General features: G+C 34.7%; 11 protein-coding genes and 1 tRNA gene. 9 read left to right on the forward strand and 3 right to left on the reverse strand.

Annotated elements, in window-relative coordinates:
* Nucleotides 1-13: 13 nt before the first annotated feature.
* The 3 genes from ctlX to RYK20_RS03315 all read right to left on the reverse strand — a co-directional run bounded on the left by ctlX (nucleotide 14) and on the right by RYK20_RS03315 (nucleotide 4,682).
* On the reverse strand, nucleotides 14-949 hold the full coding sequence (gene ctlX / locus RYK20_RS03305) for a citrulline utilization hydrolase CtlX (protein WP_297978315.1): 936 nt from the start codon (nucleotides 947-949) through the stop codon (nucleotides 14-16).
* Nucleotides 950-1,095: 146 nt separating this feature from the next.
* On the reverse strand, nucleotides 1,096-2,070 hold the full coding sequence (locus RYK20_RS03310; protein ID WP_297978314.1) for a deoxyhypusine synthase family protein: 975 nt from the start codon (nucleotides 2,068-2,070) through the stop codon (nucleotides 1,096-1,098).
* A gap of 44 nt (nucleotides 2,071-2,114) precedes the next feature.
* On the reverse strand, nucleotides 2,115-4,682 hold the full coding sequence (locus tag RYK20_RS03315) for a BamA/TamA family outer membrane protein (protein ID WP_314894414.1): 2,568 nt from the start codon (nucleotides 4,680-4,682) through the stop codon (nucleotides 2,115-2,117).
* A 250-nt stretch (nucleotides 4,683-4,932) separates the two neighbouring features.
* Between RYK20_RS03315 and rimP the strand changes: the two genes are divergently transcribed.
* The 9 genes from rimP (at nucleotide 4,933) to RYK20_RS03360 (ending at nucleotide 12,627) form a co-directional block, all read left to right on the forward strand.
* Nucleotides 4,933-5,397 (forward strand): ribosome assembly cofactor RimP, encoded by a 465-nt coding sequence (gene rimP / locus RYK20_RS03320; protein ID WP_297981401.1) that lies wholly within the window; start codon nucleotides 4,933-4,935, stop codon nucleotides 5,395-5,397.
* A gap of 7 nt (nucleotides 5,398-5,404) precedes the next feature.
* Nucleotides 5,405-6,640 carry a transcription termination factor NusA gene (gene nusA / locus RYK20_RS03325; RefSeq protein ID WP_297981404.1) on the forward strand — a complete coding sequence of 412 codons (1,236 nt, stop codon included), beginning with the start codon at nucleotides 5,405-5,407 and terminating at the stop codon, nucleotides 6,638-6,640.
* A 63-nt stretch (nucleotides 6,641-6,703) separates the two neighbouring features.
* Entirely contained in the window at nucleotides 6,704-9,547 is a 2,844-nt protein-coding gene (gene infB, locus RYK20_RS03330; RefSeq protein WP_314894415.1) for a translation initiation factor IF-2, read from the forward strand.
* A gap of 5 nt (nucleotides 9,548-9,552) precedes the next feature.
* Nucleotides 9,553-10,191, forward strand: a complete 639-nt coding sequence (gene pyrE, locus RYK20_RS03335; protein WP_314894416.1) for an orotate phosphoribosyltransferase — start codon at nucleotides 9,553-9,555, stop codon at nucleotides 10,189-10,191.
* A 2-nt stretch (nucleotides 10,192-10,193) separates the two neighbouring features.
* Complete coding sequence (locus RYK20_RS03340) at nucleotides 10,194-10,586, forward strand: SRPBCC family protein (protein ID WP_314894417.1); 393 nt, start codon at nucleotides 10,194-10,196, stop codon at nucleotides 10,584-10,586.
* A complete protein-coding gene (locus RYK20_RS03345; protein ID WP_314894418.1) occupies nucleotides 10,583-11,089 on the forward strand; it encodes a DUF4199 domain-containing protein in 507 nt (168 codons plus the stop codon). Before RYK20_RS03340 ends, RYK20_RS03345 begins: the two co-directional genes overlap by 4 nt.
* Before the next feature lies 1 nt (nucleotide 11,090).
* Complete coding sequence (locus tag RYK20_RS03350) at nucleotides 11,091-12,035, forward strand: glycosyltransferase family 2 protein (RefSeq protein ID WP_311456030.1); 945 nt, start codon at nucleotides 11,091-11,093, stop codon at nucleotides 12,033-12,035.
* Between the two features lie 15 nt (nucleotides 12,036-12,050).
* A complete protein-coding gene (locus tag RYK20_RS03355; RefSeq protein WP_311456031.1) occupies nucleotides 12,051-12,461 on the forward strand; it encodes a copper resistance protein NlpE N-terminal domain-containing protein in 411 nt (136 codons plus the stop codon).
* A 46-nt stretch (nucleotides 12,462-12,507) separates the two neighbouring features.
* Nucleotides 12,508-12,627 (forward strand) — tRNA-OTHER (locus RYK20_RS03360).
* The last annotated feature ends 59 nt before the right edge of the window (nucleotides 12,628-12,686 follow it).

The raw sequence follows: 12,686 nt of genomic DNA on the forward strand, positions 1-12,686 counted from the left end.
TTTTGAAGTTATTTTATTGTGCTTTAGGTAAGAATATTTCTGCTAACATACAACGAGCACTTCCACCACCACATATCTCTATAGTGGAGAGATTACTATAGATAATTTGAGTATGCTTCTCTATAGCCTCTATTTGCTGAGGAGTAAGTGCGTTATAAGCGGTCTCACTCATCACTAGGTAAGTGTGATCTTTCCCTTTGACCTGCAACATATTTCCTACAAAATAATCCACTTGCTCACTACTGATGGTTATAATATCTTTATGGTCATTTTTCAAGTGAGAAAGTACATTCTTACGCTCACTTTTATCAGAAATAACCTCTGGACAAATAATGGCGAAGTCCTTTCCTATTGCCATCATCACATTGGTATGGTAAATGGGCTTGTTTTCTCCTTCCTTTTGCTGAATCGCAGTAAAAATAACCGGTGTATATTCAAAATCTTCACAGAATTCAATAAAAAGCTCTTCATTAGCTCTTGGAGAAAGCGCACAATAAGCCTTTCTATGAACTCTATCTAATACCATTGCCCCTGTACCTTCTAGGAAAATAGCTTCTTGTTCTGCAATGGTATAATCAAATACATTCTCAATGAGAAAACCTTCTTGTTCTACTATATCAAGAATATCTTCCCTGCGCTCCCTCCTACGGTTCTCTGCGAACATAGGATAGAGAGCTACATCTCCATTATTATGAAAACTAATCCAATTGTTAGGAAATACCGAATCTGGAGTATCATTTTCATAAATATCCTCTACCTGAATTACTTTTACGCCTACTTTTTGTAATTTATCCACAAGAGCATCAAATTCTTGCTGAGCTTTATGATTGATTTCCTCTTGGGTAATATTTATTCCTTTCTGGAAGTAGTTATTGACCATTGTCTCTTCATTTGTCCTAAAACGAACTGGACGAATCATCAAGACAGTATCTGTAATTTGCTTTTTCATTCTATGCTTTTATTCTTCAAATAAATGCCAAAAGTACATTATTTTTTTCTTACACCCAAATTTTTCCCAAAATTTCCGTAAATTTCTTTACAAAAAATCATTATAAGCCTTCATTTACATAAAGGCTTATAATGAATCTAAGTATTCTACTGCCCTAATAAATAAGCAAAAATAAGAGGCGCAACGATGGTAGCATCGGACTCGACAATAAATTTTGGTGTATCAATATCTAGCTTACCCCAAGTAATTTTTTCATTAGGAACAGCTCCTGAGTAAGAACCATAACTTGTTGTAGAATCAGATATTTGGCAGAAATAAGACCAGAAAGGTACTTCTTCCCATTCCAAATCCTGATACATCATAGGCACCACACAGATAGGGAAATCTCCAGCTATTCCTCCTCCTATCTGGAAGAAACCTACTCCTTTCCCTGTAGCATTCTTCCTGTACCATTCTGTAAGGTACATCATATACTCAATTCCAGACTTAACTGTAGAAGCTTTGAGGTTTCCTTTAATTACATTTGCTGCAAAGATATTTCCTGTGGTAGAATCCTCCCAACCTGGACAAACAATAGGTAAGTTCTTCTCTGCTGCTGCTAATATCCAAGAATTTTTAGGATCTATTTCGTAATACTGTTCTAATACTCCAGATTTTACAACTTGGTAAAGAAATTCATGAGGAAAATAACGCTCTCCTTTTTCTTCTGCCTTATGCCATACTTCTTCCAGATGCTTCTGTAAGCGACGAAAAGCTTCTTCCTCAGGGATACAAGTATCAGTAACACGATTATAGTGACTATCTAAGAGTTCTCTCTCCTGCTCAGGAGTAAGATCTCGATAATGAGGCACTCGCTTATAGTGAGAATGAGCTACTAAGTTCATAACATCTTCCTCCAAGTTTGCCCCTGTACAAGAAATAATATCCACCTTTCCTTGACGTATCATTTCTGCTAATGAAATACCTAATTCTGCTGTACTCATAGCCCCTGCCAGAGCAATCAGCATTTTACCTCCTTCTAGCAAATGCTGTTCATAACCTTTGGCTGCATCTACTAAGGATGCTGCATTAAAATGTAAAAAATTCTTCTCAATAAATTGAGAAACTGGACCTTTATTCATTGTTAAAAAATTTATTCTTATTTATCAAATAGACTAAAAAACTACTAGAATGGATAGTTTATCCCAATATTGATAACAAAATCCGAGAATTTCACTTTATTCTTCCAGTGAGATTCCGCATACATAGAAGGATCATAGAGCTTTAGCCCGAAATCCCCTCTGATTACAAAATAATTCATATCATAACGCAAACCAAACCCTGTACTTAGGGCTATATCTGTGATATCTGAGAAACTATCTAGTTTATAATTAGTGTCTTTTTCATCATCAAGTAAGTGCCAAATATTTCCTGCATCTAAAAATAATGCTCCCTTTAATGCTCCCATCAGAGTAAAACGATATTCGGCATTGGCTGTAAATTTGAAATTAGCTTCATTGAATTCCAGAGATGATCCTGAACGACCTGGACCCAGTGAATAAGCTCTCCAACCTCTATTATCATTAGATCCTCCTGCAAAATAACTACGAGAAAAAGGAATGTTCTTTCCATTTCCATAAGGCATTGCAAATCCCACAAAAGCACGAAAAGCAAAGACATCTGTATTCTTTTTTCTCAGAGATACAGGATAATGCTTTATATATTCCAATTCTGCCTTAGCATACTGTGCATAAGCCACATCTAGGAACTTACGCTCCCCTTGCTCATCTGTCGGGAGCTTCCTAATCAGGTTAAAAAGATGAGGAATATTCCCTGCTGTTTCTACCTTTACCCGAAATTGTTCATATGTTGGCTCATAATAGTTCATCGTATTATTAGACATATAGGTAAAACTAGATGCCAAAACCAAATCATTCTTTGTCAATCGATAAAACCGTTGGAAAATATTATAAAGTTCATTGGTATCTTGTGGATAACCAGGATATCCTCCTTGTAAAGATGTAAAAATAGCATAAAGGGCAGCTCTGGTATCATCCAAGTTTCCATTGGCATCCATATAAAATGAGGATGCATTATGCCTCCTAGCAAGAGTATTCAAAGCTAAATAAGAGGAACGATATATACGGAAATAATTTTCTGGATTCCTATTATGTACATATTCTATATCTAGGAGCTCTAATATATTTTTATTAACTGTATTAGGATTCCAAGTATAACGGAGCACTCCTGAAGTTTTTTGCTTATCTAAACCTATATTTTGCTGAGTACTTGTGGAGAATTGTAGGATTGTCTGTGGCGTTTTAGAATAAGGAATAAGAGATTCTACTCCTCCAAAGAACCAAATTCGGGGAATCGTAAGGCGTAATCCTCCCCCATATTCAAAAACATTAAAGAAAGCCGAAGAACCATCTAAAAACTCTTGTGCCCCCATTGTAACTCTTGGAGTAAATTCAAGTGTCTCAGCTCCCCTGAACACATTCCGTGCTAGAAAAGAAGTACTGAACCCTATACCAAATTCCTGAATAGACGAGCGAGAGAGCTCTGTATTAGTTTCTATAGAAAACCTAGAAAGAGGCTCCAAATAGATACTAGCAACAAGTGTTTTTTGTGAAGAATCAGAAGGAAGATAATGGTACTGAATATTAGGATATTTGAATGTTCTGAGGTTATTAATCTGCCTATAGGCATTATTACGATCTATATCTCTATAAATAGTACTAGAACGTAAGGCTATAGCATCATAAAGTGTCTGTTTTCGATAACGTAATTTATTTCGATAATAATAAGTAATTCCTTTGTACTGGATAGAATCATAAGGAGTTTCTTGTGCCGTATTATAATCGGTATAAAGATATACTTTCTTAATATGATGGACTTGATAGGGTGTTTCCTTGGGTGGGTCTACGGAACGATCTGTAGCATTTGCTATAGTCGTTGTTACATTGATTAATGAATCCCTTACAGAAGCTACAGTATCACGTGCAATAGTAAATTCTATAGCACTCTGTTGGAAATTATAAAATCCATTATTACGGAGAAGAGTTGTAATACGCGCACGTTCATTAGCAAATTTCTCTAATGAATAGGGTTCTTTTGCCTTTACAAGCCTTTCTGATAAATGTTGATTATATAATGAATCTACCTCAGGAGAGAGAATACGCGTAGAAAGTGTATCTATATGATATTGCATACCTTTATCTATAGTATGTATAACAGCCACCTGCTTTTCTTTTTCCAAAGGAAGTATATCATAATGGGTTTTACTATTGAAATAACCTATACTATTGAAATATGCTTTGAGTGTCTGAGAAGATTTATGTGTTAGAAGCGTATCCAATAATACTGGAGCTTGTCCCATTTGCTGTAACATTCTATCCTTTCCTGATATCAGAAAGGACTTCCCTAGGCGTTGTGTTTGTTTTTCTGATAGAAATTTACTGAGAAAACGATGCCATTTGGGATGGTTTTCGAGCCATTTTTGATAATTCTCTTCTGCCTTATCATCTGCTAGATTATAAATATATAATCCCAGAGGAATTCCTAGAATCCTTGAATTGGGTTCCTGCTGAAGATAACCATAGATATGAGCGTTCTTAGGTTTTTTATCATCTACAGTAATATCATTCTTACGTAGAAGAAGAGCACCCTGAGGTACTTTCTTTGTAGAATTACACCCTAAAACACCAATAAAAAGGACTAATAATAGTACTTTCTCTACAAATTTACACTTCATCCGATGAGTTCAAAAATTCGGCTCAAAATTACAAATTTTATATGATGTAAAAAGTATAAAAATACGTTAATTCATCTGATTTTCCAAAAAAATATTTTGGGTGTATTTTTTCCTATTAAAAAAAGTTTGTATTCTATAATTTTTTTCTTGTGAAAAATTTGTTTTTTAGAAGAAAATATTATACTTTTGCAGTCGGAAATGGTAATTAGAAGAGGTAGAGGGCAGTTAAGTCCTCTTTTTTTATAAAATTATGAACTTAAAAGAACGAGTAAAAGAACTTATAGACAAGGGATTAGAACAAAATACAAGCCTTTTTCTTATTGATTTTTCAATAGGAAAAGATAACCTTATTAAGGTAATAATTGATGGTGACAATGGAGTTTCTATTGAGGATTGTGTAGCCTTAAGCCGAGCCATTGAGCATAATTTGGATAGAGAAGAAGAGGATTTTTCCTTAGAAGTAAGTTCTTGTGGTATTCTTGCTCCTCTGACTTTGGAAAGACAATATGTTAAAAATAAAGGAAGAGAAATAGAAATACAGACCCTTAATGAAAAACATATAGGAACTATTGAAAAAGTAGAAGAAGGTATTCTTTCTCTTATAGTTACTTCCAAACAACCCAAACCCAATGGAAAAGGAAAAGTTACAATTACTGAAACCCTCCTTTTTCCTATAAAAGATATTAAAGAAGCAAAATTAAAATTAAAATTTTAAATACTCTATGGAAAATAATCTTGATTTGATTGAATCCTTTTCAGAATTTAGAGATGACAAACTCATTGACAGAGAAGCACTAATGTCCATACTAGATGAAGTGTTCAAAACTGCTTTGAAGAAAAAATATGGATCTGACGAGAATTTTGATATTATTATTAATCCTGACAAAGGAGATATTGAAATCTGGCGAAATCGCATCATTGTAGATGATGGAATGGTCGAAAATCCTAATGCCGAAATTCCATTGAGTGAAGCCTTAAAAATAGAATCAGACTTTGAAGTAGGCGAAGAAGTATCCGAAGAAGTAAAAATCAGCCAATTAGGAAGAAGAGCTATCTTGGCTTTGCGCCAAAACTTAATGTCAAAAGTACACGAATACGATAATAATACAGTATATAGAAAGTTCAAAGATCTTATAGGAAGTATCTATTCCGCTGAAATCCATCATATCAAGGGAAAAACTGTTATTCTACTAGATGATGAAGGAAATGAAATATTACTTCCCAAAGACAGACAAATTCCATCTGATTTCTTTAAAAAAGGAGAAAATACAAAAGGAATTATTGAATCAGTTGATTTCAAAGGAAATAAACCCGTTATCATTCTTTCCCGTACTTCTCCTCTATTTCTAGAACGCCTCTTTGAGCAAGAAATCCCTGAAGTGGCTGATGGACTTATTACCATTCAGAAAGTAGCCCGTATCCCTGGGGAAAAAGCCAAAATAGCTGTTGATACTTATGATGATCGTATAGACCCAGTGGGAGCTTGTGTAGGTGTGAATGGAGCTCGTATTCGTGGAATAGGAAGAGAATTAGGTAATGAAAATATTGATGTAATTAGCTTCTCTAATAACCCTAGTCTATTTATTACTAAAGCACTAGCACCTGCTAAAATTACTTCTATTTCAATAAATGAAGAAAACAAACACGCTGAAGTTTTACTAGCCTCTGAAGAAGTTTCCAAAGCTATTGGTAAAGGAGGAAGTAATATAAGATTAGCTAGCCAACTAACTGGTTATGAGATTGATGTATTCAGGGAAGGAGCTGAAGAAGATATTGAACTCTCTGAGTTTGAAGATGAAATAGAACCTTGGATTATTGAAGAATTCCGTAGAATAGGGCTTGATACAGCCAAGAGTGTATTAGAATATAGTGCTGAAGAACTTGAAAAACGAGTTGATTTAGAACGTGAAACTATAGAAGAGGTTTTACAAATTCTCAAAGAAGAATTTGATAACTAACAAACTTAACCATTTCTCACAAAACCACAACAAAATAATAAATAAAACGAGCTTAAAAATTTTATGGCTGAGGACAAAAGATTAAATAAAGTAGTAAAAGAATACAACATTTCTTTGGAAAGAGTAGTTGAATTTCTCAAATCAAAAGGACATATTATTGAGTCTAAACCTAATACAAAAATTCCAGCAGAGTTTATCTCTCTGCTAGATAAAGAATTTGGTTCAGATAAGAAAAGTCGTGAAACTTCTCAGGAGATTAGCGAGGAGCAGCGTAAGGAAAAAGAAGCTATCCGCCAAGAACAATTAGAAAAAGAAAAACGCGAGAAAGAAAAGCGAGAAAGAGAACAACAGGAAATCATTCGTGCTAAGGCTTCTATCGCAGGTGCTAAGATTGTCGGAAAGATAGATCTAGAGCAACCTAAGAAAGAAACCCCAGCTCCTATTTCTATTACTCCTGAAGAAACGTCTATTCAAGCTGAAGAGACTCCTAAAGTAGAGAAAAAAACTCTAGAGGATGAAATCATTACCTCTGAGGACAAAAATTCCAAGAAAGAAAAACACAAACAAAAGGAAAAAGATAAGAAAGAAACCAAAGATTCTCTTTCCAAACAAGATAAAGAACTTATAAACAAAAACAGAGAACTCCTCTCTGGAAAAGCTCCATCCTCCCATAAAGAAACTCCTAAAAAGGAAGAGAAAAAAGAACTTCCTGAACCTGAAATTATTGAAACCAAATATACCAAACTAACAGGTCCTAAGCTCGTAGGAGAAAAAATTGATTTGTCTCAATTTGATCGTCCCAAGAAGAAGAAAACAAAAGAAAAAGATAAAAAAGAAGCTACTGCTACCACCACTAATGGTGATAAGCAAGGAAAGAAAAAAAGAAAACGTATTCAGTCGGACAAAGAGAATATATCTAATTCTCCTTCTCAAAAAAACAACTACAAGGAAAAAGACAAAAAACCTAAGAAGGAAAATAAGATTTTTGTAAAAACAGAACCCACTGAAGAAGAAGTTCAAAAGCAAGTTAGAGAAACTCTTGAAAAACTACAAGGTAAATCTATAAAATCTAAAGGAGCTAAGTATCGTAAAGAGAAACGAGATAGCCACAGACTTAAAACTGAAGAAGAAATAGCTCTACAAGAGAAGGAAAGCTCTATCCTAAGAGTAACAGAGTTTGTTACAGTGAATGAACTCTCTGTAATGATGGATGTTCCTGTGAATAAAGTAATTGGAGCTTGTATGTCTCTAGGTATTTTTGTTACAATGAACCAGCGATTAGATGCTGAGACACTTACCATTGTGGCTGATGAATTTGGATTCCAAGTAGAATTCTCTACTGCAGATATAGAAGAAGCTATTCCTGTAGAAGAAGATCGTCCAGAGGATTTGGTTACCCGTGCTCCTATTGTTACTGTAATGGGACATGTTGACCATGGAAAAACATCTCTCCTAGATCATATCCGAAATGAAAATGTAATTGCAGGAGAAAGTGGAGGAATTACACAGCACATTGGGGCTTACTCTGTAACATTAAAGAGAAGTCAGAAACATATTACTTTCCTTGATACTCCTGGTCACGAGGCTTTTACAGCTATGCGTGCACGTGGAGCCCAAGTTACTGATATTGCAATTATTGTTATCGCTGCTGATGATGATATTATGCCTCAAACCAAAGAGGCTATCAGCCACGCTCAGGCTGCTGGTGTTCCTATTATTTTTGCTATCAATAAAATAGACAAACCTACAGCTAATCCTGAAAAAATAAAGGAACATCTGGCTAATATGAACCTTCTTGTGGAAGAATGGGGTGGAAAAATCCAATCACAAGATATTTCAGCTAAGAAAGGAATTGGAGTAAGTGATCTACTAGATAAAGTACTTCTTGAAGCTGAAATGCTTGAACTAAAAGCAAACCCCAACAAACACGCATTGGGTACTGTAGTGGAAGCTTTCCTTGACAAAGGACGTGGGTATGTTTCTACAGTTCTAGTACAGGAAGGAACCCTAAAAGTAGGAGATTATGTACTTGCAGGAACACATTCTGGAAAAATCCGTGCAATGCACGATGAACGAGGAAAAGCTGTTAAGAAAGCTATCCCTTCTACTCCTGTATCTATACTAGGACTTGATGGAGCTCCTCAAGCAGGAGATAAGTTCTATGTTTTTGAAGATGAAAAAGAAGCAAAACAGATTGCCGCTAAACGTACCCAATTACTTCGCGAACAATCAGTTCGTACTCAAAGACATATTACCCTTGATGAAATTGGTCGTCGTATTGCTCTAGGAGACTTCAAGGAACTCAATATTATCCTCAAAGGGGATGTGGATGGTTCTGTAGAAGCTCTTACAGATTCTTTCCAAAAATTATCTACTGAGGAAATCCAGATATCTATTATTCACAAAGGAGTAGGAGCTATTACAGAGTCTGACGTTCTTCTCGCTTCAGCTTCTAATGCTATTATTGTAGGATTTAATGTTCGTCCTATGACCAATGCACGTGCTTTAGCTGAAAAAGAAGAAATAGATATCCGAACTTACTCTATTATCTATGATGCTATTAATGACCTGAAATCAGCAATGGAAGGTATGCTATCCCCTGAGATGAAAGAGGAAGTTACAGGAACCGTAGAAATTCGTGAATTATTTAAAATTCATAAAGTGGGTACCATTGCTGGATGTATGGTTACCGATGGTAAGATATTCCGCAACTCTAAAATACGCCTAATCCGAGAAGGTGTGGTTATATTCACTGGTGAACTAACCTCTCTCAAGCGTTTCAAAGACGATGTGAAAGAAGTCTCCAAAGGATATGATTGTGGATTACAAATAAAGAACTATAATGATATCAAAGAAGGAGACATTATCGAAGCTTATCAAGAAGTAGCTGTTAAGAAAAAAATATAACTCTTATGAAATCTCAAATAGAAATAGCAAAAGAAATAGCTGGTTTATTGCTAGAAATTAATGCAATTAAGCTAAGTCCTAAGGAGCCCTTTACGTGGGCTTCTGGATGGAAATCTCCTATCTATTGTGATAACCGTATCCTACTTTCCTACCCGAATGCAAGAGAAAGGGTAGCCAATGCTATGGTTGCTTATATCAAGGCTCAATATCCTGAAGCTCAGCTTATAGCGGGTGTTGCCACAGGAGCTATTGGAATAGGAATGTTGGTAGCAGATCGGTTAAATCTACCTTTTGTATATGTGCGTCCAGAACCTAAGAAACACGGACGGCAGAATCAAATAGAAGGTAGTTTTTCTAAAGGAGAAAAAGTAGTTGTTATAGAGGATCTTATCAGTACAGGAATGAGTAGCATCAATGCTGTAAGAGCCCTGAGAGATAGTGAATTAGAAGTACTAGGAATGGTAGCAATTTTCTTCTATCAGTTCTCTATTGCTTCAGAGAATTTCTCCAAAGAAAAAGTAGAATTATACCCTCTTAGTCAGTATGAATATCTGTTGGAGGAAGCTAAAGAAAGAAAATATATATCACAAGAGGATATAGAAACGCTTTCTCACTGGCGATTGGCTCCTGATAAATGGAATTAATTATGAAGATAAATGCCCCTACTATTATCGTTTCACAAGAGATAGCCTCTATTTTTCAAAAATTAGAAAATCCTTCTCTCTTTGAATCCCTAATGCCTGATAATCTGGCTCATTTTTCTTCACCTGATGAAAATTCTTTCTCTTTCTCTCTAAAGGGAATGCCTGAAATTTTTCTAGAGAAGAAGTTGGTAAATCCATATAACCAGATTACCTATGGAGCAAAAGAAGGAAAACTTCCTTTTGCTCTTAACATTTCTTTTTCTCCTATTAATGATAAGGAGACTAGTGTTTCATATAGTTTTGAAGGAGAATTTAACCCTATGGTTGCCTTAATGGTGAAATCACCCATTACTAAACTTTTAGAAACAATGGCTGAAAAAACAAAATCTCTATGAGAAATGCTAGATCCATTATGCTTTTCTATGGGATTCTTTCGGGAATTATAAGTATTGGACTTACTCTATTACAATATTTTACCAATTCTTATAATGGAAGCCCCTTATCTGTAATTCTTTTTGGGGTTATCCCTATTTTTTTACTTGTTTTTTCTGTTTTTATGGGTATTTATCAGAGTAAAAACAGAAGTTTTCGACAAATGATGAAAATAGGATTAGGTATTTCTATCTTATTTGCTATTATCACAGGAATATTTTGGATATTTATGATAAAATATATCTATCCAGAACTTTTGGATATACTTAATCAGATTCAGTTAGAAGCTTTTAGCAAGAATAACCCTGATATCTCGATCCAAGAATTAGAAAATATGAAGGTCAGTATGGAAGAGAACAAGTCTGCTTGGGTGCAATTTAACTCTTCTGTAATGAGAAATATACTTTTTGGGTTAATTATATCTCTTTTAGGAAGCTCATTTTTTAAGATTATTCAAAGAAAATAAGATGCAATTATCTATCATTATTCCTCTATTCAATGAAGAAGAATCTTTATTAGAACTACATCAATGGATTCAAAAAGTGATGATTACTAATAAATTTTCTTATGAAATCATATTCATAGATGATGGAAGTACTGATTCCTCTTGGCAAGTTATAGAAAATATAAGTAAGCAGGATAAAAATGTAAGAGGTATTCGTTTTCTTAAAAATTATGGAAAATCACAGGCTTTGAATGCAGGTTTTGCTGAAGCTAATGGAGAAGTAGTAGTTACAATGGATGCTGATTTGCAAGATAGTCCTGAGGAAATTCCTGAGCTTTATCGAATAATTACAGAAGAAAAATTTGACCTTGTTTCGGGATGGAAGAAAAAGCGTTATGATCATAAACTCACAAAAAATCTTCCTTCAAAACTCTTTAATTGGGCTGCTAGAAAAGTATCTGGACTCTCCCTACACGACTTTAATTGTGGGCTAAAGGCCTATCGAAGAGATGTTATCAAGAATATAGATGTGAGAGGAGAAATGCATAGGTATATTCCTGTATTGGCAAAATCTGCTGGATATGAAAGAATTACAGAGAAAGTCGTACAACATCAGGCTAGAAAGTATGGGCATACCAAATTTGGGATAGAACGATTTATTAATGGCTTTTTAGACCTGCTTACTATTGCTTTCCTATCTAAATTTGGCAAGCGTCCTATGCACCTTTTTGGAGCTTTGGGAATATTGATATTTTTTATTGGGTTCTACTTTGCCTTTTACCTAGGAGTGGATAAACTTTTTATCAATCCTACTCATCGGCTTATTACCGACAGACCTGAGTTTTTTATAGCCCTAACCACAATGATTATTGGAACACAATTTTTCCTTGTCGGCTTCCTAGCTGAGCTTATTTTAAGAAACAAAGATCCCGAAAAAAGATATTCTATTCGAAAAACTATTAATTAATTTAACTTTCAAAATATGAGATATTTTTATATTTTTTCATTATTTTCTTTATTTGCTTGTAACAATACTCCCAAGGAATCTTCTCAGGTAAAGGAAGAAACCTCTGTGCAATCCAATACCTCCGCCGAACAAGGTATTCGTTATGAAGGAGTTATACAAACAGAAACTAAGGAATTGGTTGATACAACTATCATATTGAGTAACAATAATGAATATACCAAAACTGTAATATTCCCTGATCATAAACCTACTACCTATAAAGGAAAATTCGAATGGAATGGTGCTGATAAAACCATTGCTCTTATAGGAGAAAATGGAGGAAAGGAATATTACAAGGTAGATGCTCAAGTACTCATCTATTTGCCTGACCCCAATAAAAAGATGACTCCTGAAGAAGAAGATCTCTACACTCTACACCAGAAGTAATTCATCTTTTCTGCATAGAAAGAATAAAATTATTTTTAACAATATTAGGACAGTAGCTCAATTGGGTAGAGCAGGTAATGGTAAGATTATTTCCTTGTGAGGTCAATTACCATTTACTTCTGAGCTTCTAACTCCCTGGTTGCGGGTTCGAATCCCGTCTGTCCTACAAAAACAACTAAGAAAGGTCAAATAGAAGTTACTTCTCTCTTTTAGGTTAAGATTTAC

This window comes from uncultured Capnocytophaga sp. (assembly GCF_963525585.1).
In the GTDB taxonomy this organism is placed as follows: domain Bacteria; phylum Bacteroidota; class Bacteroidia; order Flavobacteriales; family Flavobacteriaceae; genus Capnocytophaga.

Bases quoted from the DNA above. Each gene is read 5' to 3' on its own strand.
- nusA (WP_297981404.1), top strand. From the start codon at position 5,405: ATGGAAAATAATCTTGATTTGATTGAATCCTTTTCAGAATTTAGAGAT.
- rimP (WP_297981401.1), top strand. From the start codon at position 4,933: ATGAACTTAAAAGAACGAGTAAAAGAACTTATAGACAAGGGATTAGAA.
- RYK20_RS03355 (WP_311456031.1), top strand. From the start codon at position 12,051: ATGAGATATTTTTATATTTTTTCATTATTTTCTTTATTTGCTTGTAAC.
- RYK20_RS03350 (WP_311456030.1), top strand. From the start codon at position 11,091: ATGCAATTATCTATCATTATTCCTCTATTCAATGAAGAAGAATCTTTA.
- RYK20_RS03310 (WP_297978314.1), bottom strand. From the start codon at position 2,070: ATGAATAAAGGTCCAGTTTCTCAATTTATTGAGAAGAATTTTTTACAT.
- infB (WP_314894415.1), top strand. From the start codon at position 6,704: ATGGCTGAGGACAAAAGATTAAATAAAGTAGTAAAAGAATACAACATT.
- RYK20_RS03315 (WP_314894414.1), bottom strand. From the start codon at position 4,682: ATGAAGTGTAAATTTGTAGAGAAAGTACTATTATTAGTCCTTTTTATT.
- ctlX (WP_297978315.1), bottom strand. From the start codon at position 949: ATGAAAAAGCAAATTACAGATACTGTCTTGATGATTCGTCCAGTTCGT.
- RYK20_RS03340 (WP_314894417.1), top strand. From the start codon at position 10,194: ATGAAGATAAATGCCCCTACTATTATCGTTTCACAAGAGATAGCCTCT.
- pyrE (WP_314894416.1), top strand. From the start codon at position 9,553: ATGAAATCTCAAATAGAAATAGCAAAAGAAATAGCTGGTTTATTGCTA.
- RYK20_RS03345 (WP_314894418.1), top strand. From the start codon at position 10,583: ATGAGAAATGCTAGATCCATTATGCTTTTCTATGGGATTCTTTCGGGA.